The sequence below is a fragment of the Allobosea sp. CRIB-10 genome, assembly GCF_900112185.1.
In the GTDB taxonomy this organism is placed as follows: Bacteria; Pseudomonadota; Alphaproteobacteria; order Rhizobiales; family Beijerinckiaceae; genus Allobosea.
In genome coordinates this window covers 588,411-611,514 of the sequence record NZ_FOKP01000001.1, presented here as the reverse complement: position 1 = coordinate 611,514, position 23,104 = coordinate 588,411, and the positions used below count along the sequence as shown (strand labels likewise).

The window sequence follows — 23,104 nt, the reverse complement described above, 5'->3', positions numbered from 1 at the left end:
CGCCGTCACAGCCATCTCGGCGGCATCAGTCCCGAAGCGTTCGAACGCGCGTCGGCGTGAGGCTCGGCTTTGTCCACGAAACCGGGGACCGTCCAACTCCAACTCCACTCGCTGCGGATCGGTTCCTTGGGATGCGGGCTGTAACCGATGATCTCGCTCGTCATCTTCTGGTAGGTCCCGTCCGCGAGCATGTCCGACAGCGCCTTGTTCAGCGCCTTGGCAAGATTCGGCTTGTCCTTGCGGATGGCGAAACCTTTCTGCACATGGCTGAGATAGCCCTCGGTCGCCTTGATCGGCAGCGCCGACTTCTGGATGCCCCAGGCACCGACGATCGCGTCGGTGATCATGCCGTCGATGTTGCCGTTGACCAGATCGCGCAGGGCGTCGACCTCGACCTTGTAGTACTTGGTTTCCCTCGCTTTAAGCTTCTCCGCCAGCTTGGCCCATGTCGAGCTCGCCAGCACGCCGATGACGCCGTTGAACTCCTCGGGCTTGGAGATCTTCGCATCCTTCGAGACGAGCAGGCGCCCGCCGGATTCGAGCCAACCATCCAGGAACCTGACCTGCTTTTGGCGCTCCGCCGTGATGTCGAGAACGTTGCAGAGCACATCGTACTGATTGCTCATCAGGCCGACGAGGGCGGAGTCGAACTTGACGACGACCGGCGCGTATTCGAGGCCGACGCGGCGAGCCATCTCCTTCATCACGCGGACTTCAAGCCCGTCGAACTCCCCCTTTTCGTTGGTGAAGGAGAAGGGCGGGTAACCGCCATCGGCGCCGCAGCTCAGCTTGCCGGGCTGCAGAAGCTCAAGCTGGCCCTGTGCCTGAGACGCCGCGGGAAGGAGCATCGCCATCAGAGCAATGGCGCAGCCGAATACCTGTTTCCTGATCATGCGTAACTCCCCTTCTTTTGTTGCCTATATCAGTAACGAAGCGAATACCTGTTCTCGACCTGGCGAAGAGCCGTAAGGCAAACCGTCGTCATCAGCAGGTAAATTATTGCTGCCGCGATATAGAACTCGAACGGCTTGAAGGTTGTCGCGACGATCACTTCTGTTTGAAGGGTGAGTTCCATCAACGTGATCGTCGAGAGCAGGGATGTATTCTTGATAGACGAAGCGACTTCGTTCGAGATCGGCGGAATGATCACTCGCACGACCTGCGGCAGGATGATGCGACGCATGGCGTCGCTATGAGTCAGGCCTAGCGCAAGCGCCGACTCGCCCTGTCCGCGAGGGATGCTGAGAAGCCCGCCCCGGATGGTTTCGGCCACATAGGCCGCACTGTTGAGTCCCAGGGCGATCGTGCCGGCGACGAAAGGCGACAACCTCAGCCCGAACTGGGGCAGGCCGAAATAGACGATGAAGATCTGCACCAGCGCCGGCGTGCCCCGGATGAACCAGATGTAGAAGCGGGCCGGCCACTGCAGAAAGCGCGACTTCGACGACCGCATCAGGGCGATCGCCAGCCCGAGCACCCAGGACAGCAGGATGACGACCGCCGTGACCTGGACGACGAGCCAGCTCGCCTTGGCGAGAAGCGGGAGGTAGCCGTCGATGACGCCCCACCAGTTGGTGATGACAGCAAGGCCCGTCACGACGTCTTCCTCGATTTGAGATCGGGATGCAGAACACGCTTGAGGAAGCGCTGGGCCTGCTCGCTGCGCGGCGCACCGAGCACCTGCGCCGAGGGTCCTTCCTCCTCGCTCACCCCTTGATGCAGGAAAATGGTGCGGTGGCTGACATCGCGCGCGAAGGCGATCTCGTGAGTGACCACCAGCATCGTCACGCCTTCGTCGGCGAGCTGGCCCCGTATATCGGCGGCTCCACTGGAGAGGCCCTTGAACGGACCGCCCGCCATGTCTCCGAGGACATCGTCCGGGTTCTGCGCGGAGAGCAGCCTCGCAATCCAGTCGTGGAGCGAAGGCCGTGAGCAGGCCGCCAGATCGCCATCCCCGCGCCTTCTTGCCTGCGGCGATGCGGCGCTGTCGGTCGAGTTCGGCAACGAGATCGACGAAGGCCTGAACGACCGTGTGCTCGCGCTCGACGCGGCACTCGGCAAAGCTGCCATCCCCGGACTGGTCGAGACGGTTCCGACCTATCGCTCGCTGCTGGCCTGCTACGACCCGGTAACGGACGTAGACGGGCTGAAACAACGGATTCTCGCGCTCAGCGGAGACGCGGCGGATGAACCTCGACGCATACGGCGGTGGCGTGTGCCGGTGGTCTATGGCGGTGCCTTCGGCCCCGATCTGGACGCGGTTGCCGAGCGTCACGGCATGACGCCTGACGAGGTGATCGCGCTGCATGCGGGCGCGACCTACCGTGTCTACATGATCGGCTTCATGCCCGGCTTCGCCTATCTCGGCGGCCTCGATGCGCGCCTCGAAACGCCACGGCGACTGCAGCCACGCCTCAAGACACCGGCGCAATCCGTTTCGATCGGCGGCGCCCAGGCGGCGATCAGTTCCGTCGAAGCGCCGAGCGGATGGCATCTCCTCGGACGCACACCGGCGAGATCCTTCATGCCCGGCCGGGATCCCGGCTTCCTGTTCGCGGCAGGCGACGAAATCCGGTTCGAGCCGACGCCTCCGAAACACTGGGACGAATTGGACGCTGCAGCGGCACGCGGGGAGCCGGTCATCGGCTGCGAGATCGCATGAGCGAACTTCTCGTCGAGTCCTGTGGTGCACTGACGACGGTGCAGGACGCCGGACGCTTCGGCTTGCGTCGCTTCGGCGTCTCCCCGGCAGGGGCCATGGACGCGACCGCCCTCGCGCGGGCCAACGCGCTCGTCGGCAATGCGCTCGATACGGCAGCGATCGAGTTCTGCCTGATGGGAGGCCGGTTTTGTCTCGAGGGCGGCCCGGCTTTGATCGCTTTCTCGGGAACGAGCGCCAACGCAACGGCCGGGGGCCGCGCCCTCGATGCAGATAGCTCAATGTTGGTCCACGCCGGGGAGCACCTCGTCATCGGACCTGTGCGCGAGGGCGTCTACGCCTATCTCGCCATCGCCGGGGGTATCCGGCTTGCGCCCGATATGGGGAGCAGATCAGTGCACCGACGGTCAGGCATCGGCGGACGCCCACTCCAGCGAGGTGATCGGCTGCCGCTTGCCGATGACGCGGGCGAGGCCCAGCCGCGAAGCCTCCCGCCGGCCGAGGCGCTCGGAAACGCCCCAATTCGGCTGATCCTCGGTCCGCAGGACGACCTGTTCACGGAGCGAGCGCTCAAGACGCTGTTTCGTGAGGAGTTCGCGATCAGCGCCCAGGTCGACCCTATGGGTTGCCGCCTTGAGGGCCCAAAGATCGAACACAGCAGCGGCTTCAACATCATCTCGGATGGCATCGTGCAAGGAAGTGTTCAAGTCCCCGGCGATGGGCAGCCGATCGTGCTGCTGCGCGATGGCCAGACCACCGGTGGATACCCCAAGATTGCTACGGTGATCAGCGCCGATCTCGATCGGTTCGCGCAATTGCCACCCGGATCTGCGGTGCGCTTTCATCTGGTAACGCGTGAGGAGGCACTAACGCTGGCGAAGGCTCGCGCGCAGAAAATCGCATCGTTCCATGAATGCGCAAAGCCCTTAGCGATCGAGTCGCCGGCGGATGCACTTTTCTCAAGCAACCTGATAAGTGGTGTCACCAACGCTTTCGCCTTCGATCATATGTAATTTACTCTGCCTCGACATGGTGAGGGACATTACAATAATGATGTCGGTTCTTGGTGGTGCAGGGTGCCACTTCGTGCCAGTGAACGGACGTTGGCACTTGCCTGAAAGCGGACATTCATAACGCAATGGTTTTTACAGCCAGGCGCTCCATCGATGATGGCAATTTTCCAGTTGTGCATCTGACAAAACCGTCGAAACGACAGCACGAGCATTGGCAGAGGTTCGCTACCGGTCGGCACTTTGCCATTCTGCTCTAGTGAGCCATAAGCAGCGTGACGGGAGAGCTGGCCAGAAGATCCGCGGTGACGCCGCCCAGGGCCCATTCTCTGAAGCGCGAATGGCCGTAAGCTCCTGCGACGATCAGGTCTGCAGAAGTCCGTCTTGCCTCATTGAGAAGAGCGTCGCCTGGGGCGGTCTCGGTTTGCAGGGCATTCGCAGTCACCTTGGCGCCGCAGCGGGTGAGGTGGGTCGTGATGTCGGCCAGGGCTTCGGCCCCGCCCATCCGTCCATGGGCCTCTTCGCTGACCGTCACGACCTGCACCTGCGACGCCCGGGCGATCAGCGGCATGGCTTCCGCAACCGCGCGGGCGCTCTGCCGCGAATCGACCCATGCGATGAGAACCGTTCGGATCGCGGAGCGCAGCTCCACCTTCGGCGGCAGCAGGAAGAGGCCTCGTCCGCCGTCGAACATCACGCTCTCGATCATCGCACGCCAGCGCGCCTGTTCGCCGTCGCGCGGGCTGCTCGCCACGAAGAGATCGTTCCAGCGCGCCTCGGTCGCTACCGCCTGCTCGAGCAGGCCGGGGAAGGCGTCGAGGCGACGCAGCTCATTGGCCGGGCCGAGCCTGCCGAAGCGCCGCTTCAGGCGCGTCTCGATAACGTTTCCTTCTTCAATGACGGTATCCGTCAATTGCCCGATCGCCGAGATGCCGCAGTCGCCGGCGAACAGCGCGGGATCGGGCAGCATGTTGGTGAAGATGCCGGTGAGCCGTGCCGCATGGCTTGCCGCCAATGCTTCGGCCCAAGCCAGACGGCACTCATCCTCCGGTGAGCCATCGAGATGGACGGCGATGTCGCGATAGGTAGCGCAGCCACCAGCCGGCATCGACCGCGCGATCTCGGACGATGATGAGACGTCGTTCATGGCAACCTCCGCTTTCACTCTGTATGGCGTGCGATCATCGAGCGACGGGCGGAGCGGCTGCGCATTGATCTTCGTCAAAGCGCTTTGAATTGGCGAAGTCGCCGCGGTTTGCGTTGCATCAATGCGGTTGCCTGAATCTGCCGCAGTCTCCGGTCGCGGCAGTTCGACGAGATTTCAGAGAGCGACCCGCGACGCTCGGTTAAAGCGCCCGGTATCGACCGGTGGCTGCGGCGCGGGTCCGCGGCAAATTTCGATCGTTTCCAACCCACTGAACACGTGCTGTATTGATCCGGCGGCATGACCCAGGCCGGGTGTGATTCCGGTCGAGCTCGTGCCTTCGCGTCAAGTCTCGGTCTCTTTTTGGCGCCCGGATGCAGAGATCAACGGAAGCAGACGAGATCCTGGCCGAGACGGTTCCGGCTGACATCCCGTTCTCGGACACGGTCGAGCGGTTCGTTCTTCTGGTGCTCGACGCCAGCGGCCGGATTTGCAGCGTCAGCGCCGGCTGCGAGCAGGTGGTCGGATGGAGCGCCGACGAGCTCTGCGGGCAGTCGCATCATCTGTTGTATGGCGAACAGGATCAGGAGACGGGGCGCCCAGCGTCCGACCTCAGCGCTGCGCGGCTGAAGGAGCTCCGGCTCGAGGCGCCGCGCCGGACCAAGAGTGGCGCCGACTTCCAGGCTCGGATCACCATCTCGGCCCTGTACGGGGATCGGAAGCAGGTCCTCGGCTTCGGTATCGTGCTGCGCGATGCCGGTGGGCAGCGTAGCGCCGAAGGAGCCTTGCGCGCCAGCGAAGCGCATCTGCGTTCGATCCTGGAGACAGTGCCGGATGCAATGATCGTCATCGACGAACGGGGCCACGTCCAGTCGTTCAGCGCTGCGGCGGTCAGGCAGTTCGGCTACGAGCCCGGCGAGGTCATCGGCCAAAATCTCAAGATGCTGATGCCCGACCCCTATCGTTCGCAGCATGATGGCTATATCGCGCGGTATCTCACGACTGGCGAGAAGCGGATCATCGGCATCGGCCGCGTCGTGGTCGGCCAGCGCAAGGATGGCTCGACCTTCCCGATGGAGCTCTCCGTCGGCGAGATGCGCTCCGGAGGGCAGCGCTACTTCACTGGCTTCATTCGCGACCTCACGGAACGTCGGCAGACCGAAACCCGGCTGCAGGAGCTTCAGTCCGAGCTCGTTCACATGTCGCGCTTCACGGTCCTCGGCGAAATGGCCTCGACGCTGGCTCACGAGCTCAACCAGCCGCTGACGGCGATCACGAACTATCTCAAGGGCTGCCACCGCATCCTGCAAAGGTTCGAGGGCGACGAGTTCCAGCTGCTGCGCGACGGGGTCAACCAGGCGGCCGAGCAGGCCTTGCGAGCCGGCCAGGTGATCCGGCACCTGCGCGAGTTCGTCGCGCGCGGCGAGAGCGAGAGGCATGTCGAAGCATTGCCGAAGCTCATCGAGGAGGCGAGCGCGCTCGCCCTCGTCGGCGCCAAGGAAAAGGGCGTGCGCATAACCTTCGCGCTCGATCCTGCGGCCGCTTACGTGTTGGCGGATCGGATCCAGGTTCAGCAGGTCCTGCTGAACCTGATCCGCAACGCCCTCGAAGCCATGTCCGGCTCGCAACGACGCGAACTTTCGATCTCGACGAGGGCGGTTGCCGACGAACTGATCGAGATCAGCATCGCCGACACGGGCCCCGGCATCAGCCCAGCCGTCGCCGAGCAGTTGTTCCAACCGTTCATGACGACCAAGAAGCAGGGCATGGGCGTCGGCTTGTCCATCTGCCGAACGATCGTCGAGGCGCATGGCGGGAAGATCTGGGCCGATAGTCGTTCTGGCGAAGGGACCACCTTCAGCTTTACGTTGCGCGCGTTCGATCCCGGAGAGTTCCAGAATGGCTGAAGAGCCGGTCGTTCATATCGTCGATGACGATGCGGCGGTGCGCCAGTCACTGTCGTTCCTCCTCGCCTCGGACGGCCTGCCGGTCAGGCTGCACGAGTCCGCCGTCGCCTTCCTCGACAAGGTCGGCGTCGGTGGCAGGGGCTGCGTGGTGACCGACGTCCGGATGCCGGAGATCGATGGCATCGAATTCCTGCGCCGTCTCAGGCAGGGCGGCTATGCCATGCCGGTGATCGTGATGACCGGCCATGCCGACGTGCCCCTGGCAGTCGAGGCGATGAAGGAGGGAGCGCTCGATTTCGTCGAGAAGCCCTTCGACGACGAGACGATCCTCGGAGCGGTCCGCTCGGCGTTGAACCGCCACCGTGAGCGTTTCCGCATCGACAGCGAGACCCAGGAGATCAGCCAGCGACTTCAATCTCTGTCCGAACGCGAGCGTCAGGTGCTGGACGGGCTGGTTGCAGGCAAGGCAAACAAGGTCATCGCCTTCGACCTCGACATCAGTCCTCGGACAGTCGAGATCTACCGCGCCAATGCCATGACGAAGATGCAGGCGCGCAGCCTGTCCGAGCTCGTCCGCTTCGTGCTTCTAGCCGGGGCCAAGGACGACAAGCCCTAAGGGGTTTCCCGGAATTTCCGAAGAGCTTGGCGAGCGCGATAACGGCTCGCATGTCTGTCGAGAGCCCTCCGACATTGGAATCCACCGGGCCGGTGATCATCGTCGACGATGATCCCGCCGTCCTGCGTTCGCTGAAGTTCGCCCTCGAGATCGAGGGGCTCGACGTCCGCATCTATGGCGATGCGCAGAGCCTTCTTCTCGACGACGATCTTCCTGCCCGTGGCTGCCTCGTCATCGACTATGCGATGGCCGGGATGGATGGCTTTGAGCTGATCGACCGGCTGAGGCGCCGCAATGTCCGGCTTCCGGCAATCCTCATGACCGGTCTTCCCAGCCGGGAGGTGCGGGAGCGCGCGAGACGGGCAGGCTTCTGCAAAGTGCTCGAGAAACCCCTGCATGACAGCGCACTGCTCGACGGAATCCGGAGCGCCCTGACGCGATCGCAGGAACGGCCTCAGTAAAATCCCTTAGGAGTGTATCGGATTTTGGCAGGGTTCCGCGGGAGGTAGAACGTCATCACAGATCGCAAGCGGAGACATGCCGATGCAGACCGCTCTTCAGTACCCCCACGCCGGGCATGCGGTACCAGGTGCCATCGTCCAGAAGCGCGCCATTGCGTTCATCGATGTTCCGACACGCTTCAAAAAGGGGCAGACCGTCTTTTCCGAAGGCTCAGCTGCGCTGCACTTCTACGAGGTGGTCTCCGGAACGGTTCGGACGTCGCAACTCCTCAAGGACGGGCGGCGCCAGATCGACGCCTTTCACCTGAAGGGTGATCTTTTCGGATTTGAGGCGTCCGCCCTGCACCGGGTCGGCGCCGAGGTCGTCGAAGACGCGACACTGCGGATCTATCAGCGCTCGCAGCTCGAGCGGATGCTGGCGGAAGATGCCGAATTCGCCCAGCGCGTGGTCGCGGCGATGATGCATGCGATCGAGCGCGCGCAGAGCCACATGCTCCTGCTCGGCCGCAAGAGCGCCCTGGAACGCATCGCGACCTTCCTGCTGGACATGTCGGGACGTCTCTCCGAGATGAGCCATCTGGATCTGCCCATGTCGCGCAGCGACATCGCCGATCATCTCGGTCTCACGATCGAGACCGTCTCCCGCACGTTGACTCAGCTCGAGCGTAAAGGCGTCATCGAGCTGCCGTCCCATCGCCGCTCGATCGTCCTGCGCGACCGGATCGCCTTACGCCGTCTCGACGCCTGAGGCCTGCGCCGCGGCGATCAAGGGACACTCGGCCTGCTTGTGGAGCAAATGTCTCAAAGCAGCGGCACTCTGTCGCCGTAAGCAAGCATGGAGCCGAGAATGAGCACATACCGCTTCGATGCGCTGATGCAGCCGCGCTCGGTCGCGGTTGTCGGAGCCAGCGAACGCGCCGGCTCGGTCGGGCAAGCCGTTCTCGCCAATCTTCGCGAGGGTGGCTTCGCCGGGTCCCTGCGCCTGGTCAATCCCCGCCATCGCGTGATCTGCGGCGAAGCCTGCTATCCCGATCTCGCGACGCTCCCGGAGCCGCCCGACCTCGCCATCATCTGTACGCCACCGGGGGCGGTTCGGGGCGTCGTCGAAGCTGCCGCCAAACAAGGGGTCAGGGCCTGCCTGATCCTGACGGCAGGGCTGGGACGCGGGCCGGGTTCCGCGGCCTGGGCGATCCGGGAGCTCGGCCGCGCGGTCGGAATGCGCATCGTCGGGCCCAATTGCCTGGGGCTGATGTCGCCCTATGCGCGCCTCAATGCGAGCTTCGCTTCCGGACAGCTCCAGCAGGGCGATCTCGCCCTGATCTCCCAATCCGGCGCTGTCGCTGCCGGCCTGATCGACTGGGCGGCGGCGCATCGCCTCGGCTTTTCCGGAGTCCTCACGCTGGGCGACCAGATCGACGTCGATTTCGGCGACTGCCTCGATCATTTCGCACTCGACCCCGGGACGCGGGCGATCCTGCTCTATGTCGAGGCCATCGCCGATCCACGCAAGTTCATGTCGGCGGCGCGCGCGGCCGCGCGAGTCAAGCCGGTCGTCGTCATCAAGGCCGGCCGCCATGCGCCCGCAGCCGCGGCGGCCGCGACCCATACCGGCGCGCTTGCCGGCTCCGATGCGGTCTACGATGCGGCCTTCAGGCGAGCCGGGCTGGTCAGGGCCTATGATGTCGCCGATCTGTTCGCCGCCGCCGAGACGCTCGGACGCCAGTCGCCGTTCGATGGCGATCGGGTCGCGATCCTGACCAATGGCGGCGGTATCGGCGTGCTTGCGGTCGACCGTCTGCTCGATCTCGGCATCAGCCTGGCGACCCTGACTGAGGCGACGAGAGCCCGGCTCGATGCCGTCCTGCCGCCATCATGGTCCCAGGCCAACCCGGTGGACATCATCGGCGACGCCGATGCCGATCGTTTCGCCAAGGCGCTCGATATCCTGCTCGAGGACGAGAACAGTGATGCCCTTCTGGTTCTCGACGTCGCGACCCGCCTGACCAGCCAGCGCGAGGCCGCAGAAGCGATCGCGCATGTCGTCGAGCAGCGCCGGGCGCGCCGAGAGCTCCGCAAGCCTGTGTTCACGGCCTGGATCGGAGCCGACAAGGAGGAGGGGCCCGATCGTTTCGTGGCTGCCGGGATCCCAAGCTTTCCGACCGAAGCGGATGCCGTGAGCGGCATGGCTCATCTGATTGCCTATCGCCGGGCTCAAACCGAGCTGATGCGCATGCCGGACGGCATGCCGCAGGATTTTGTCCCAGACACGCCGACTGCAAAAGCGGCCATCGGCGAGGCGCTTCGGAAGGGTGGAAACTGGCTCGATCCGATCGAGACGGCGCGGGTGCTCGAAGCCTATGCGATCCCGGTCGCGGCGCCGCGCCTGGCATCCGATCCGCAGGAGGCGGCCAGGTTTGGCGCCGAGGTGCTCGCGGCCGGCAACACGGTGGTGCTCAAGCTGCATTCGGCCGACATCATCCACAAGTCCGATGTGGATGGTGTCGCACTCGACCTGACCACGGCCGAAGCTGTCCGCGTCGCCGCTGAAAACATGCTGGCGCGCATTCGAAAGATCAGGCCGGAGGCACGGATATCGGGCTTTCTGGTTCAACCGATGATCCGGCGGCGCAATGCCCGCGAGCTGATCGCCGGCATTGCCGACGACCCGACGTTCGGTCCGGTCATCGTCTTCGGCCGAGGCGGGACGGCGGTCGAGGCGATCGCCGACAAGGCACTGGCGCTGCCGCCTCTCGATCTCGATCGGGCTCGCGACCTCATTGCCCGCACCAGGGTGTCCCGTGTCCTGGCGGCTTACCGGAACGTTCCTGCCGCCAATCTCGACGCTGTGGCGACAACGCTCGTCAAGCTTGCCCAACTGGCGGCGGATTGTCCCGAAATCCGCGAGCTCGACCTCAACCCTCTGCTCGCCGACCCGGACGGCGTCATCGTGGTCGATGCCCGGATCAGGGTGATGCCGGTTGGCGCCTGCCGCGAGAATGATCATCCGCGCATGGTGATCCGGCCCTATCCCCGCCATCTGGAGCGGCGGACGGTGCTGAAGGACGGCCGCAAGATCCTGATCAGGCCGTTGCGGCCCGAGGACGAAAAGCTCTATCCGGATTTCCTGGCGGGCATCACCGAGGACGATCTCCGCCTGCGCTTCTTCGCCCTTCCGCGCAAGCCCAGCCACGATTTCATCGCGCGGCTGACCCAGCTGGACTATGCGCGCGCGATCGCCTTCGCCGCCATCTCCGAGGAGGATGGGCGTCTCCTCGGCGTCTCACGCCTGCATGCCGACGCCAATCACGAACGCGCCGAATACGCCGTGCTCGTCCGCTCCGATCTGAAGGGCCAGGGCCTGGGCTGGACGCTGATGGAGATGGTGATCGCCTGGGCTCGGCAGGAGGGACTGTCGGTCATTCACGGTCAGGTGATGCGCGGCAACTCCACCATGCTGAGGATGTGCCGCGAGCTCGGCTTCGGCACGCGGCCCGAGCCGAACGACACTGAGCTGGTCAATGCCGAGCTGATTCTTCGGCCTGCTCCCGGCGTTTGAGGAACATCAAGGCGCTCAAGGGCGCCGCGTGCTCCTGCTTGTCGATCACAAGGCGCACTCGGGGTCTCGATCGCGGGAATGGGCTGACCATAAGGAGGAGGTTACAATGACAGGCTTGAGCAAGATTTCGCTGCAGCTCGCGCGTTGTCCCGAGTTTCCCGAAGGCAATCCGCGCGACGGCTACGAGATCGTCGCACCGCTCGACGAAGCGGGGCGGCTCGACACGGAGGCCTGGCACGCCCAGCGCGATCACTGCCGCGTGAGGCGGTTGGCACCCGACGGAGCAACGCGCCACGGCAGGCTGCTCCACCGCGCGGGCGGAGCAGGTGGAGCGACCTGGGTCTTCGACTATGATGACCGGTCTGACGCGGACGATGAAGGCGGCTTTCGCCTCGACAGCCACCGGATGGCGCCTGGCGAATATGTGTCGATCAAGGACGCCGGCGGGCGTTTGCGGACCTATGCCGTCATGGCGGTCCGGAAGGCCTGATCTACCGGCTGCCGGAGCACCTGCACCTCACGCCGCGGCGGCCGGTCAGCCCTTGGGATGCATCTGCTTGGTGTGTTCGAAGAACGTGGCGTTAGGGCAGAAGTCGGGGCCGCGCTCGGCATTTTGATGCTGCTCGATCCATCTGCCGCACTCTTCATGAGCGGCGCACCAGAGACAGCGGCGATTGGCGGCGTCATAGAGCCGCCCGCGACTTGCCGCCAGTTCGGGCTCAATGCCAATTCGCTCCATCATGGCGCCCATCAACCGGGCCTGCCGTTCGAAACGGCGCCTGAGCCAGATGCGCATGGTGGTGCTCCATCGGTTGCAAGTCGAGCACGCATTATCGGGATCGAGCGACATGCGCGCCTTGATCTCGGACAAGTCCGCGCATGGCGACCCGGTTGAGGGGGCTTTGACGCGCATCAAGGCGGAGCCCAATGCGCGATCTAGGATCGTCTCCGATAGTCATCAGTGGGAGGCTCCGATGTCCTACGCCGAGATATTGGTTGCCCTGGGCGAAGACGATGCCGCCTATCAGCGAGCCAGCTATGCGGGAATGCTCGCTGGCCAGCTCGGCGCGAGCCTTCTGGGTGTTCTGTCGCGATGGCCGCACCCGCCGGAGGTCGAGCCAAACGCCACAATCGGGATGGTGGGCGAGCTGCTCGCGGAAGCGCGCGCCAGCTGCCATGTCGATCTCGCCACAGTGGAGGCAGGGTTCCGCGCCACGGTCGAAGCGAGCGTCGACCAGGTCTTCTTTGCTGGCGGAATCGGATCGATGACCGAAGCGGTGCTGCGCGAAGCTCGGCGCGCCGACCTCATCGTGATCGGACAGTCGACATCATCGGGCAATGATGATGGTCCCTGTGATGCGCAGGTGTTGCTCGTCCGCGGCGGGCGGCCCGTCCTGGTCGTGCCGCCTGCCTACGAGGCTCGCGCGTTGCCGCGACATATTGCGATAGCCTGGCGCGACTGTCGGGCCTCGCGACGCGTTGTACGTGAGGCTCTGCCGCTGCTGCGCCGGGCGCAGCAGGTCAGCGTGGTCACCTTGAACGAGGTACTGTCGGCCACACCGGCAAGCAGCGCCGCCGATGTCGCCGATTTCCTGCAGAGCCACGGCGTCCCCGCGAGGGCCCGCGGTCGAAGCGGGGCAGCACCGCTGCGAGAGCTCCTGCATATCCTCGACGAAGACGATGCCGATCTGCTCGTCGCGCCCGCCTATTGCAGCAATCAGCTCGTGTGTTCCGAGCTGGTGCGGCAGACGACGCGGATGTTGTCGCGCTGCCGCATTCCCTGCCTTCTCTCGACCTGACTGCGAGCAGCGCCGCTCCGAAATGGGCTGTTGGCACACTCATGATTGACCGGATCAGGCAAACAAGGCGCGATCGGGCCGGTTTTCTTAGTGAGACATCAGACAGCAAACCGGCGTCGATTCCAGTAGATCTGCAGTCATCCCGCCGAGCAGCCACTCGCGCATTCGGCTGTGGCCATATGCGCCGGATACAATCAGGTCCGAGTTCTGGCGGCGCGCACAGTCGATCAACTCTTGCGCTGCGAAATTGGTGATCTTGGGCCGCACATCGAGGTCAGCCGCAACACCGTGCAGAGCGAGATAGTCGCGTACGTCATGGGTGCCCTGCTCGGGAGCCCCCTCTCCAACGGAGACGATGGTCACAGTCTTGGCACGCTTGAGGAAGGGCAGAGCATCCCAGACGGCGCGTCGCGCCTCCCGCGTATCGCGCCAGGCGATCACGATGTTCTCGGCCGAAAGCTCGGCGACGTCCGGCGGCGCGACGAGAAGCGGACGCCCGAGATCCATGACAAGATCAGCAGGGGCGAGTGCCATCCTGCCTTGCGGCGCGTCGAGTGAGGACTGCCGGCCCACCACCACGATATCGGCAGCGCGAGCGTTGCGCGTGATGTAGGGAAGCGGCGTGTCGATGGCGCTGCGCCAGACGATGTCATTGTAGTGCCCAGCGACGCGCCGAAAGATGGCCTCGGCCTTTGCGAGGTCCTCCTGCGCGGCCTTCGTGGCCTCCTCGACAAGCATCGCATCGACGCTGACTGTACCGTCTCCGAGATAAAGGACAGCACGTTCCAGAGCGGCAATCCCGATCAGACGACTGCCGAAGCGCTCTGCGAGCGACAATGCGAGCCTGACACGATCGGCCGCGCCAGCGCCGAGATTGATCGGGACCATGACGCTCGCGAGGCCAGAATCCTGTGATGAGGCCGTGTTCAGTTCCATGACGATCTCCCTGGTTGGAGTGACAAGGAAGCTTCGACCTGAGTGGAGAGAACGGCATTGATTTGCCGCAAGCAGTGGCACGCTTGTCATGCGTGCGCATCGGTGGCGCCAGCTTGGCCGAGCAAGACGCGCTTCACTGCCGCGGCTACGGTCGCCGCTTCGACGTCAGCACGGATCGTGGTCCAGTCGGTCGGCGCCTCATGCCTGGCGATCTGCTGCACCACCACATCCGGCGTGGCGTCGGACGGATCGTCCCGGCGATGCGCGACGCGATCGACCAGGATCCTTTCTGGGGCCTCCAGCCAGACGCCACGAAGCGTCGCACCGACGCAGGCCGCTATCCAGGCGAAACGATCGCGATCTGCCTGCCGGTCGAACACCGCGTCGGCGATAACGGATCGGCCACCTTGTAGGACGCGCTCTGCGGTTTCGGCGAGCTCGGCATAGACGCGGAGGGAGATCTTCGTCCGATACGCATCTGCCGGCAGGCGGGCGCGCGCCGCGACGCCGAAGAGGCGTTTCCGGAAGCGATCACTGGAGAGGACGCGCGCTCCGGGCGCGGTTCCCAGGCACGGCGCGACTGCGGCAGCGACAGTCGATTTCCCAGAGCCGGAATAACCGCCGATCGCCGTCAGGGTCGGCGGGCTTTCGCGCAGGAGTTCGCAGCAGAGGTCGAGATAGCCCTGAGCTTCGAGGGCATTCTGGCCGATCGTCGCGGTTCGCGCCGTAACATGGGCCCGGACCGCGGCGCGCACCGCCATGAACAGCGGAAGCAGGGCGATGCCGGCATCGTCTCCGGTTGCGTCGAGATAGCGGTTGAACAGGATGTTGGCCAAGTCCTTCGCGCCGCCATGCCACAGATCCATCAGCGTGAAGGCGACATCGTAGAGCACGTCGGTGGTGGCGAGGTCTTCGTCGAATTCGAGGCAGTCGAACAAGGTCGGCCTGCCGTCGATCAGGCAGATGTTGCGAAGGTGCAGATCGCCATGCACGCGCCTCACGAAGCCGTCTCGTGCGCGCTGATCGAGCAGGGCGGCGTGACGCGTCAAGGCCGCGCGGCAGGCGGAATCCGCGGCGGCGACGGCATCCGGCTGCAGATGCGGCGCGCTTGCGAAGGCGCGCGCATTAACGTCGAGCACGCGGCGGAGGCGCTCCGCGCCGCCGGTATCGTCGCAGACAGCGGCCGATCGATGGAAGCCCGCGATGACATCGGCCAGATCCTCCATCTGTGCCCCGGTCAATGTCCCTGCGCCGGCCAGCTTGTCGAACAGCATGGCACCGTCGAAGCGCCGCATCTCAAGGACGGCGTCGACGAGTCGGCCGCTGCCGTTTAATGCGAGGCGGCCGTCGGGCTCGCAGGTAATGCGGTGTACATGGCGATAGAGATCGGGCGCCGTCCGACGATTCAACTCGAGTTCGCGCTGGCAAAGCTGGAGCCGGCGCTCCGGGCGGGATAGGTCGACATAGGGAAGGCGCACCGGCCGCTTCAGCTTGAAGGCGCGTTCGCCCAGCAGCAGCACCGTCGAGATATGCGTCGAGACCGTCTCGTCCGGCGGCTCGCCCGAGCCGAACGCCCGCTGCGAGCACAAGAAGGCGACGATGTCGTTCTGGCTGTCGGCATCATGCTGCGGTCTCCGGCTGCACGACGCGAGAGTAGCCGGCACGGACGCTGGCGGCCTTGACGTCTCTCAAGGCCGAGCCTTTGCCGCCGCAATGTGGACTGAACCCAAAAGCAGGCGCAGTGGTTCCCGCGTGTAGCGCTGGCTGGTCGCGAGGGCGAACGCGCAAACCTGCGCGTCAGTCGCTCAGAGCACGCAGCGCGTTGAGCACCACCGCGACATCGATTCCCTCTTGCAACAGAGCTCCCTGCACGGGGGTCAGCCATCCCATGGCCGCCGCCGCCATGCCCAGGAGCGACAGCCCGATTCCGGCGAAGACGCTCTGGAGCGCGACCTCGCGGGCGCGGCGTGCAATCTGCAATGCGAGCGGAAGACGATCCAGGCTGTCGACCAGCAGGACCATGCCGGCCGTCTCGGCGGAAGCGGTCGAGCCGTGCGTGCCGAGCGCGGTCCCAATCGTCGCGGCGGCGAGCGCCGGGGCATCGTTGACGCCGTCGCCAACCATCATGACCGGCCCGTATCGCTGCTCCGCCTTGACGATAGCGACCTTGTCGGCTGCGGATTGGTCGGCGTGGACGGCATCGAACGGCAATCCCGCGGTCATTGCCGCCGCGATCTTCGGCTGGTCTCCGGTGGCCAGGAGCACCCGTTTCACACCGAGGGAACGCAGTTGGCCGAGGACGTCGCCGGCGCCATCGCGCAAGCGGTCGGACAACAGGATCTTGCCTGCGAACCTGCCATCAATCGCAACGGCGACGATCGGCACGCCATCCTGGCCCTGAGCTCGGCCTGCCGCGTCAGGCAGCGCGATCAGGCCCGTCACGAAATTCCAGCCGCCCAGGGCGAGATGCAGTCCCTCGACATAGCCGGAGATGCCTTCGCCGGCCGTTTCGCTCACCGCCTCGGGAACGGCGAGAGAAAGGCCACGGTCCCGGGCTTCATCGACGAGGGCACGGGCCGCGACATGTGGTGACGCCTGGTCAAGGGACGCTGCGAGCCGCAGCAGCGTGGTCTCGTCGCAGACAGGCGGCTCGGCCAGTTCGATACCGGCAAGGCGAAGACGCCCTTCCGTCAGCGTGCCGGTCTTGTCGAGCACGATCGTGCGAATGCCGGCGAGACCTTCGATGACCTGGGCGCCCTTGACGAGAATGCCGTGCCGGGCTGCGCGCGACATGCCGGCCACGAGCGCGACAGGGACCGCAAGCAGAAGAGGGCACGGGGTGGCGATCACCAGGACAGCGACGGCCCGGACGGCATCGCCGCTCGCGGACCAGGCCAGGCCCGCCAGTGCAACGGTGATCGCGAGAAAACCCAGCGCATAATGGTCGGCTAGCCGCGACATCGGCGCCTTGGAACGCTGCGCGGCTTCGACCATGCGGACGATGCCGGCGTAGGCGCTGTCCTTCGCCGCGCGGGAAGCGACGAGCTCGAAAGCCTCGCCGATATTGCTTGCCCCGCTGGGGATCTCGGCGCCGATCTCGCGATGAACCGGCAGCGATTCACCGGTCAGTGCCGACAGGTCCAGCCGGGCAATCCCCTTCCTGATCAGCCCGTCGACCGGCGTGACGTCGCCCTGCCGGATCAGCAGTCGATCGCCGGGTGCGATGCTTTCCGCTGATACCTCACGCAGCCCGTTGCCGTCGAAGCGCATCGCTCGCACTGGCCGGCGCGAGAGCAGCGCGGTCATGTCACGTTGTGCGCGTCCCTCGGCGAAGGCTTCCAGATACTGTCCGCCGGCATACATCAGTGCGACGATCGCAGCGGCCAGGCTCTCGCCGACGAGGAGCGCGGCGCTCATCGACAAGGCCGCCGCGATGTCGAGCCCGAACTCGCTGCGACGCAGGCTGACGAGGATGTCGAACGCGAGCTTGGCGAGGACCGGTAGCGTCGCGACCATCCAGGCCAAGTTCGCCGCAGCTTCGGTGCCGTACAGCTTCAAGGCAAGGCCGAGCGGCAGCCCGACCAGAGGCGATGCCACGATCCCGCGCTTCATCCAGCCGTGGAACGGGGCTGTCACCCCCCGCCTGTCCCTGCTTTCCGAATGAGCGGGGAGTATTTGAGGCGGCGAACCGATCATGTCCGCAACTGGTCCTTGCCGGCTGCATCTGCCGCCGGCAAGATCTCGACAGTCAAAAGTGAGACAATGCTGCGGCGGACGAGCATGACGGGCTTGGAGGCTTTGCTCGGCATTGCGATCCTCCTGTTTGCATATTCAAGGTTGGCCGTTTCGACGGCAGACCGGTCAAACCAGCTGGTCGATGAACTCCACCCCCAGCTCCTTCTGTCTCCGCCAGCGTACCTTCACCTGCCGCCTCTGGGCCTGATGCGGCAGCATCAGCTCGAACTCCTCCGGTGCGACCAGGCTGCTGTTGATCCGCAGGCGTGCACCGGTCGATGAAACATCGAGGACCGCGCAATCGATTGTCGCGTTGAGGTGCGGGAGGACAATCTTGCCACGCTTATTGACGCGGGATCGTTCGCCGAGGCGACGGTTCACTTTGCGACCGCGCCCGCGGGCAAATGAATGCTGCAGGGGGACGCCGTAGGTATCCGCATCGGCGATATGGTAGCGGACCCCTCGGGCCATCGCGTTTTCCAGGGATCTGTCGGCGCATTCGATTGCCAGCAGCGCTTCCGGTGCGATGCCGGAATCGCAGGCGCCGATGACGCTTTCGATGCGGAAATCCAGATCACTCAGCCGCACTGCGAAGCTCAGCTGGTTCGAGATCTGGCCAATCGCCATCTCCAAGGCAGCGGCTCCCGACATCGGGATTAGCAACGCTACAAAGCTCGCATCTGGCCGTCGGCAAAAATAGCCAGTCCCCTGGAGCGCCAAATTCAGGCGCTTCGCGAATTCGCGTGAGATCTCTTCGGCTGTCTGGCGCCCGAATTTGGCGGCGAAGTAGCCTAGCTCCGGGATTTGAATTGCCAGGATACCAATCCCATCGCCGGCATTTGCCCGCACCTCGTCGAGCTTGCGCACCAGCTTTTCGGGAGACAGCAAGTTCATGGGGAGCTGCCCGGCCGCGGCGGGATCGTCATATGCGTGCGAGCTGGAAAGCGAACCGCGATCAAACGCGGTTCTCAGTCTCTGGATCGCCTCGACGAGGTCGTCGGCGCAGGCTTCCGTCATCGTCACGCAGTCGCGTGCTCCAAGGCGGAAGGCCTGGATGACCGCATCCTGGCGTTTTTCCGGCGCCACGAATATGACCGGAGCGCGCCCCGATACGCGGTCGACGACGCTGCCAAGCAGGGGCAGGCCTTCATCGAGACCGGCGTCCGAGCAGAGCACGCACTCGACTCGATTGCGACTGACCAAGTGGTCAAGTTCGTCGAGGTTGCCGGCGGCGGACACCATGCAGGCGCTTCGCGCGCTCAGACGGGCGGCGAGTTCCTCGCCTTGCGCGTCATCGCCCCAAAGTGCGGCGATCACGCCACTTTCCGCTGTCGCCTGCCCCTCCATCCCAACCCCACGAGATAGGTGTCGTTGGTTCAGCCAGCGTGAAATCGCCGAGCGTGTCGTTGATGTAGATCAAATCGTCCGCAATGGCCGACGCGATTTCCTTTCGAATGCCCGCGTCGGCAGCCCTGCCAGAGGCGCAGCCATGATCCCGCGCTTCACGAGCCGCGGAACCCGGCAACCACCCCTGCCTATCCCTACTCCCCGGATGAGCGGACAAGACCCTAAGTGGCGCGCCGATCACGCCGCAAGCTTGCCCTTGTCGCCGGTGTCCGCGACCAGTTCGGCTCCGACCGCCGACAGCGAGGCGATGTTGCGGCGCATGACCTCGGAGAGCTGGTTCACCTCGTCCGAGTAATCCTTGGTGACGCGTTCGGTGAACTGGCGCTGGAGGTCGACAGCCTCGCCGAGCTCCTGGCAGCGGCCGAGGCTGCGGCAGAGATCCGCCTGGGCCTGCAGGCGCCGGCTTGCGAAGCTCAGGAACTCGGACGCGATCGCCCAGTTCGCCTCGACGATCGCTTGCGGGATCGCGGCCGCCGCCTTGAGCTGCGACTGAGCGGTCCGGGCAATTCCATCCAGCCCGGCGATCGCGTCCTTGGCCGCCTGCTGGTTCGACTTCACATTGGTCATATCCGCCTCCGTTTCTGGGATCGTGCGGTATCCAGGCTGCACGCCAGACAATTGCCGCGTCCGGCATCTCGGTGCCTTGACACAAGTCAAAGCACCGGCCGCCAGCATGGTCATGCTTTCACGAGTTGCCCGGATCCGCAGGGACCGCCATGACCGCCGCTACTTCACAGCGTTCCGCCCTTGCCTCCGCAACACCGATCGCGGTGACCGCGCCAGCGGCAGCTCCGGCTGGCGGCGAGCCGCGCGTGGACCGGCTGCTCCATGCGGCCATCGGACGATCATTCGCTGGGTTTTCGCCGATGGGACTGGCGGAAGCCTGGTTCGACTGGTCGCTTCATCTTGCCGCCTCGCCGGGACGGCTTGCCGAGCTGGCACGCCAGGGATTGGCGGAGACGATGCGCCTCACCGAACTGGCATTGAGCGCGAACACCAGCAATGTCTGCACGCCTTGTGAGCGCTCGCTGCCGCATGACAAGCGCTTTCGCCACCCATCCTGGCAACGTTGGCCCTATGCGCTCTGTGCGGAATGTCTGCTCGCGAGCGAGCGCCTGTGGGATTTGGCGACCCGCGACGTCCATGGCGCAACGCCGCATCACCTTGCCCAGCTCAACTTCGTCGGCCGGCAGACGCTCGATCTGCTCGCGCCATCGAACTGGCCCTGGAGCAATCCCGAGGTGGTCGACACCACCGTTCGGGAACGCGGATCGAACCTGCTTCGCGGCACCATGTTCGCGCTCGAGGACGTGGCCCGGCTGGCCAGGCGCGAAGGTCCGCGCGAAGCGTTGCAGTTTCAGCCCGGCAGAGACGTCGCGTTGACCGAAGGCAAGGTCGTTCACCGCATCCCGCTGGCGGAGATCATTCAATACGCACCTTCCACCGGCGAGGTTCGGGTCGAGCCGATCGTGATCGTGCCCGCCTGGATCATGAAGTACTATATTCTCGACCTGCGCCCGGAGAACTCGCTGATCCGGCATCTGGTCGAGCAGGGCTTCACGGTCTTCGTCATCTCCTGGAAGAATCCCGAGCTGTCCGATCGTGACGTCGGCCTGGACGACTATCGCGTGTCCGGGGTGCAACCGGCCTTTGCGGCGGCGCTCGCCGCGACCGGCGCCAGCCGGCTTCACGCCGTCGGCTATTGCATCGGCGGCACCTTGCTCGCGCTCACGGCTGCCGCCATGGCACGCGATCTCGACGACCGCCTGGCGAGCCTGACTTTTCTCGCCGCGCAGGTCGATTTTCGCGAGGCGGGCGAGCTCAGCCTCTTCGTTGACGAAAGCCAGCTCGCGATCCTCGACGACGTGATGGCGGAGGACGGCGTGCTCGAGGCTGCGCGCATGGCGGGAACCTTCCACCTGCTACGCTCGAACGACCTCATCTGGTCGCGCATCGTCCGGACCTATCTCCTCGGACAACGGGAAAAGGCGACCGACATCACGACCTGGTCGACCGATGCGACCCGCATGCCGGCGCGCATGCATTCCGAATATCTGCGCGCCTTCTACCTGAACAACGACCTGGCCGAGGGCCGCTTTCAGGTCGAGGAGCAGGCGGTATCGCTGCGCGACATCCATAGCCCGATCTTCGCTGTCGGCACCGAGCACGACCACGTGGCGCCGTGGCGGTCCGTCTACAAAATCCATCAGTTGGCCGATGCCGATGTGACCTTCGTGCTGGCCGATGCCGGCCACAATCGCGGCATCGTCGCCCCGCCATCGCAGGCCGGCCGCCATTTCCGTATCGGCACGATGCCGGCCCACGACCATCATGCGACGCCGGAACAGTGGCTGGCCCGGGCCTCGCCTCAACAGGGATCCTGGTGGCCTGTCTGGGTCGACTGGCTCAGCGAGCATTCGAGCGGGTGCGTTCCCGCCCGGACCGTCGACGATCAGGGCCTTGGCTCGGCGCCCGGCAGCTACGTCCACGGGTAAACGAAGGCCGGTTCTTGATCTGACGCAATGAACGCCCGCCGTTATCGCTCATCATGTTGGCAGCAACAGGAGGATGACATGCTGACCGGCATCAAGAGCGTTTTCGTCGCGATCACCGAGGAAGGTCGAGAAGAGCCGAGCGCGGCGCTGAGCTATGCGCTGTCACTCGCGAAAGCGGCCAATGCGCATCTCGTCGTCGAAGCCGCGGCGATGCGCTACACGATTCCTTATTCGATGATCGACGATTTCGGCCAGGCGCTGATCTCGTCGGAGAACCGCCGGATCGCCGCGTTGGCCGAAGCAGTGGCCGGGACGGCGAAGTCGGAAGCCGACTTCGCCGGCGTGGTCGCCACGATCGAATCGGAGCCGGTCCACTACAGAGACATGCGGGACCGTCTGATCCTCCGCGCTCGCGTCGCCGACATCACGGTGCTCGACGCTGAACCCTCGCCCGCGGAGATCGATCGCGGCCTGATCGAGGCTGTTTTGTTCGAGAGCGGCCGGCCGGTGATCATCGTGCCGCCTGATCGTCCAAAGTTCGACGCCAAGCAGGTCCTTGTCGCCTGGGATGGCGGGGCAAGGGCAGCTCGGGCCGTGGCCGACGCCATGCCTATTCTGCGGGCAGCAGAGGCCGTCGAGATCCTTTCAGTCACCGGGGAGAAAGAGCTCGAGGGAATGCTCCCCGGAACCGATCTGGCTCCTCATCTGGCACGGCACGGGATCAAGGTTACCGTCAATCTCGCCGATACACGCTCCGGCGACGTCGCTGACGTCATCCGGTCGCATGCGGTCGGCAGCGGGGCGGGGCTGGTCGTGGCTGGCGCCTATCGCCATTCAAGGCTGCGCGAATTCCTACTCGGCGGAGTGACGCAGTCATTGCTCAAGGAATGCACAGTGCCGCTCCATCTCTCCCATTGAGAGCCATCGACGCGGAGCAGGGAGGCCAAGCTTGCGGGCGATGGTCTTGCATGAGATCGGGTCGTCTCGGTGGCAAACCTGGCCCGGGAAGACGCTGGGGACTTCATCGCCATCGCGCCTCGCGCCGGTGTCAGGACGACGACGCATGTCTATCGGCTGGATCAGGCGACGAAGCCCTGGCCGATCTGCGAGCCGGGCGCTTCCAGGGCGCGGCGGTGTTGGTACCCTAGCTTCGCAAGGCTGATCTACGCGAAGGGCACGACTGAATGCCACCAGCGGAGAACATCATCGGCACGCTCGGCGCCGGCATTCTGATGTAGCGGCCGGGACGGGAAGGGTGGCCTCTTACCGAGGCGCATAACCGATACTGCCCCGGGCAATCTCCGCTGCTCGACAGGCTCCAGGCGCTCTGCGAAGGCACGAGCTGAGCCAGGGCGCCTGTTTTCATCGCCGCGGCGGCC

General features: G+C 64.9%; 21 protein-coding genes. 11 read left to right on the top strand and 10 right to left on the bottom strand.

Annotation, left to right across the window (positions count from 1 at the left end; genetic code table 11):
• Positions 1–5 precede the first annotated feature (5 nt).
• From BMZ69_RS02790 to BMZ69_RS02780, 3 genes are read right to left on the bottom strand one after another with little or no spacing between them, the layout of a single operon-like run.
• The gene (locus BMZ69_RS02790; RefSeq protein WP_092154540.1) at positions 6–893 is read right to left on the bottom strand and encodes a transporter substrate-binding domain-containing protein; all 888 of its coding nucleotides are present in this window, start codon (positions 891–893) and stop codon (positions 6–8) included.
• Positions 894–922: 29 nt separating this feature from the next.
• Positions 923–1,597: an amino acid ABC transporter permease gene (locus BMZ69_RS02785; RefSeq protein WP_244543175.1), complete on the bottom strand. Its 675-nt coding sequence runs from the start codon at positions 1,595–1,597 to the stop codon at positions 923–925.
• Positions 1,594–1,860 carry an ATP-binding cassette domain-containing protein gene (locus tag BMZ69_RS02780; RefSeq protein WP_092154537.1) on the bottom strand — a complete coding sequence of 89 codons (267 nt, stop codon included), beginning with the start codon at positions 1,858–1,860 and terminating at the stop codon, positions 1,594–1,596. The genes BMZ69_RS02785 and BMZ69_RS02780 overlap by 4 nt, the downstream gene beginning before the upstream one ends.
• On the opposite strand from BMZ69_RS02780, the gene pxpB reads away from it, so the two are divergent.
• A complete protein-coding gene (pxpB, locus tag BMZ69_RS02775) occupies positions 1,841–2,662 on the top strand; it encodes a 5-oxoprolinase subunit PxpB (protein WP_244543174.1) in 822 nt (273 codons plus the stop codon). The two genes, BMZ69_RS02780 and pxpB, sit on opposite strands and share 20 nt — an antisense overlap.
• Positions 2,659–3,672, top strand: coding sequence for a 5-oxoprolinase subunit C family protein (locus BMZ69_RS02770; RefSeq protein WP_092154533.1), 1,014 nt, complete (start codon positions 2,659–2,661; stop codon positions 3,670–3,672). Before pxpB ends, BMZ69_RS02770 begins: the two co-directional genes overlap by 4 nt.
• A gap of 253 nt (positions 3,673–3,925) precedes the next feature.
• On the opposite strand, the gene BMZ69_RS02765 is transcribed toward BMZ69_RS02770, so the two are convergent.
• On the bottom strand, positions 3,926–4,894 hold the full coding sequence (locus BMZ69_RS02765; RefSeq protein WP_139218960.1) for a universal stress protein: 969 nt from the start codon (positions 4,892–4,894) through the stop codon (positions 3,926–3,928).
• Positions 4,895–5,187: 293 nt separating this feature from the next.
• Here BMZ69_RS02765 and BMZ69_RS02760 point away from each other — a divergent pair, with 293 nt between their 5' ends.
• The 6 genes from BMZ69_RS02760 (at position 5,188) to BMZ69_RS02735 (ending at position 11,843) form a co-directional block, all read left to right on the top strand.
• Positions 5,188–6,720 carry a PAS domain S-box protein gene (locus BMZ69_RS02760; protein WP_092154529.1) on the top strand — a complete coding sequence of 511 codons (1,533 nt, stop codon included), beginning with the start codon at positions 5,188–5,190 and terminating at the stop codon, positions 6,718–6,720.
• Positions 6,713–7,336, top strand: a complete 624-nt coding sequence (fixJ, locus tag BMZ69_RS02755) for a response regulator FixJ (protein ID WP_092154526.1) — start codon at positions 6,713–6,715, stop codon at positions 7,334–7,336. Before BMZ69_RS02760 ends, fixJ begins: the two co-directional genes overlap by 8 nt.
• Before the next feature lie 50 nt (positions 7,337–7,386).
• Positions 7,387–7,797: a response regulator transcription factor gene (locus tag BMZ69_RS02750; RefSeq protein WP_092154524.1), complete on the top strand. Its 411-nt coding sequence runs from the start codon at positions 7,387–7,389 to the stop codon at positions 7,795–7,797.
• Between the two features lie 76 nt (positions 7,798–7,873).
• Complete coding sequence (locus tag BMZ69_RS02745) at positions 7,874–8,545, top strand: helix-turn-helix domain-containing protein (RefSeq protein ID WP_244543173.1); 672 nt, start codon at positions 7,874–7,876, stop codon at positions 8,543–8,545.
• Between the two features lie 99 nt (positions 8,546–8,644).
• Positions 8,645–11,353 (top strand): bifunctional acetate--CoA ligase family protein/GNAT family N-acetyltransferase, encoded by a 2,709-nt coding sequence (locus BMZ69_RS02740; RefSeq protein ID WP_092154520.1) that lies wholly within the window; start codon positions 8,645–8,647, stop codon positions 11,351–11,353.
• A 106-nt stretch (positions 11,354–11,459) separates the two neighbouring features.
• Positions 11,460–11,843, top strand: a complete 384-nt coding sequence (locus BMZ69_RS02735; protein WP_092154518.1) for a hypothetical protein — start codon at positions 11,460–11,462, stop codon at positions 11,841–11,843.
• 45 nt (positions 11,844–11,888) lie between these two features.
• Here the strand turns inward: BMZ69_RS02735 and BMZ69_RS02730 are convergent, their stop codons facing one another.
• Entirely contained in the window at positions 11,889–12,149 is a 261-nt protein-coding gene (locus BMZ69_RS02730) for a DUF6455 family protein (RefSeq protein WP_092154516.1), read from the bottom strand.
• A gap of 52 nt (positions 12,150–12,201) precedes the next feature.
• Between BMZ69_RS02730 and BMZ69_RS02725 the strand changes: the two genes are divergently transcribed.
• Positions 12,202–13,152: an adenine nucleotide alpha hydrolase family protein gene (locus tag BMZ69_RS02725; RefSeq protein WP_139218959.1), complete on the top strand. Its 951-nt coding sequence runs from the start codon at positions 12,202–12,204 to the stop codon at positions 13,150–13,152.
• 87 nt (positions 13,153–13,239) lie between these two features.
• On the opposite strand, the gene BMZ69_RS02720 is transcribed toward BMZ69_RS02725, so the two are convergent.
• The 5 genes from BMZ69_RS02720 to BMZ69_RS02700 all read right to left on the bottom strand — a co-directional run bounded on the left by BMZ69_RS02720 (position 13,240) and on the right by BMZ69_RS02700 (position 19,797).
• Positions 13,240–14,088: a universal stress protein gene (locus BMZ69_RS02720; RefSeq protein ID WP_092154511.1), complete on the bottom strand. Its 849-nt coding sequence runs from the start codon at positions 14,086–14,088 to the stop codon at positions 13,240–13,242.
• Between the two features lie 86 nt (positions 14,089–14,174).
• Positions 14,175–15,752 carry a bifunctional aminoglycoside phosphotransferase/ATP-binding protein gene (locus tag BMZ69_RS02715; RefSeq protein WP_139218958.1) on the bottom strand — a complete coding sequence of 526 codons (1,578 nt, stop codon included), beginning with the start codon at positions 15,750–15,752 and terminating at the stop codon, positions 14,175–14,177.
• A 133-nt stretch (positions 15,753–15,885) separates the two neighbouring features.
• Complete coding sequence (locus BMZ69_RS02710) at positions 15,886–17,724, bottom strand: heavy metal translocating P-type ATPase (protein ID WP_244543172.1); 1,839 nt, start codon at positions 17,722–17,724, stop codon at positions 15,886–15,888.
• Between the two features lie 225 nt (positions 17,725–17,949).
• Positions 17,950–19,140, bottom strand: coding sequence for a PilZ domain-containing protein (locus BMZ69_RS02705; protein WP_175506638.1), 1,191 nt, complete (start codon positions 19,138–19,140; stop codon positions 17,950–17,952).
• 267 nt (positions 19,141–19,407) lie between these two features.
• Positions 19,408–19,797, bottom strand: a complete 390-nt coding sequence (locus BMZ69_RS02700) for a phasin family protein (protein WP_175506637.1) — start codon at positions 19,795–19,797, stop codon at positions 19,408–19,410.
• Positions 19,798–19,946: 149 nt separating this feature from the next.
• Between BMZ69_RS02700 and BMZ69_RS02695 the strand changes: the two genes are divergently transcribed.
• Positions 19,947–21,725 carry a PHA/PHB synthase family protein gene (locus BMZ69_RS02695; protein WP_092154500.1) on the top strand — a complete coding sequence of 593 codons (1,779 nt, stop codon included), beginning with the start codon at positions 19,947–19,949 and terminating at the stop codon, positions 21,723–21,725.
• A 78-nt stretch (positions 21,726–21,803) separates the two neighbouring features.
• Positions 21,804–22,643 carry a universal stress protein gene (locus BMZ69_RS02690; protein ID WP_092154498.1) on the top strand — a complete coding sequence of 280 codons (840 nt, stop codon included), beginning with the start codon at positions 21,804–21,806 and terminating at the stop codon, positions 22,641–22,643.
• Positions 22,644–23,104: the final 461 nt, after the last annotated feature.

Bases quoted from the DNA above. Each gene is read 5' to 3' on its own strand.
- BMZ69_RS02725 (WP_139218959.1), top strand. From the start codon at position 12,202: ATGCGCGCCTTGATCTCGGACAAGTCCGCGCATGGCGACCCGGTTGAG.
- BMZ69_RS02780 (WP_092154537.1), bottom strand. From the start codon at position 1,860: ATGGCGGGCGGTCCGTTCAAGGGCCTCTCCAGTGGAGCCGCCGATATA.
- BMZ69_RS02750 (WP_092154524.1), top strand. From the start codon at position 7,387: ATGTCTGTCGAGAGCCCTCCGACATTGGAATCCACCGGGCCGGTGATC.
- BMZ69_RS02745 (WP_244543173.1), top strand. From the start codon at position 7,874: ATGCCGATGCAGACCGCTCTTCAGTACCCCCACGCCGGGCATGCGGTA.
- fixJ (WP_092154526.1), top strand. From the start codon at position 6,713: ATGGCTGAAGAGCCGGTCGTTCATATCGTCGATGACGATGCGGCGGTG.
- BMZ69_RS02690 (WP_092154498.1), top strand. From the start codon at position 21,804: ATGCTGACCGGCATCAAGAGCGTTTTCGTCGCGATCACCGAGGAAGGT.
- BMZ69_RS02720 (WP_092154511.1), bottom strand. From the start codon at position 14,088: ATGGAACTGAACACGGCCTCATCACAGGATTCTGGCCTCGCGAGCGTC.
- BMZ69_RS02770 (WP_092154533.1), top strand. From the start codon at position 2,659: ATGAGCGAACTTCTCGTCGAGTCCTGTGGTGCACTGACGACGGTGCAG.
- BMZ69_RS02790 (WP_092154540.1), bottom strand. From the start codon at position 893: ATGATCAGGAAACAGGTATTCGGCTGCGCCATTGCTCTGATGGCGATG.
- BMZ69_RS02730 (WP_092154516.1), bottom strand. From the start codon at position 12,149: ATGCGCATCTGGCTCAGGCGCCGTTTCGAACGGCAGGCCCGGTTGATG.
- BMZ69_RS02700 (WP_175506637.1), bottom strand. From the start codon at position 19,797: ATGACCAATGTGAAGTCGAACCAGCAGGCGGCCAAGGACGCGATCGCC.
- BMZ69_RS02740 (WP_092154520.1), top strand. From the start codon at position 8,645: ATGAGCACATACCGCTTCGATGCGCTGATGCAGCCGCGCTCGGTCGCG.
- BMZ69_RS02735 (WP_092154518.1), top strand. From the start codon at position 11,460: ATGACAGGCTTGAGCAAGATTTCGCTGCAGCTCGCGCGTTGTCCCGAG.
- BMZ69_RS02760 (WP_092154529.1), top strand. From the start codon at position 5,188: ATGCAGAGATCAACGGAAGCAGACGAGATCCTGGCCGAGACGGTTCCG.
- BMZ69_RS02695 (WP_092154500.1), top strand. From the start codon at position 19,947: ATGACCGCCGCTACTTCACAGCGTTCCGCCCTTGCCTCCGCAACACCG.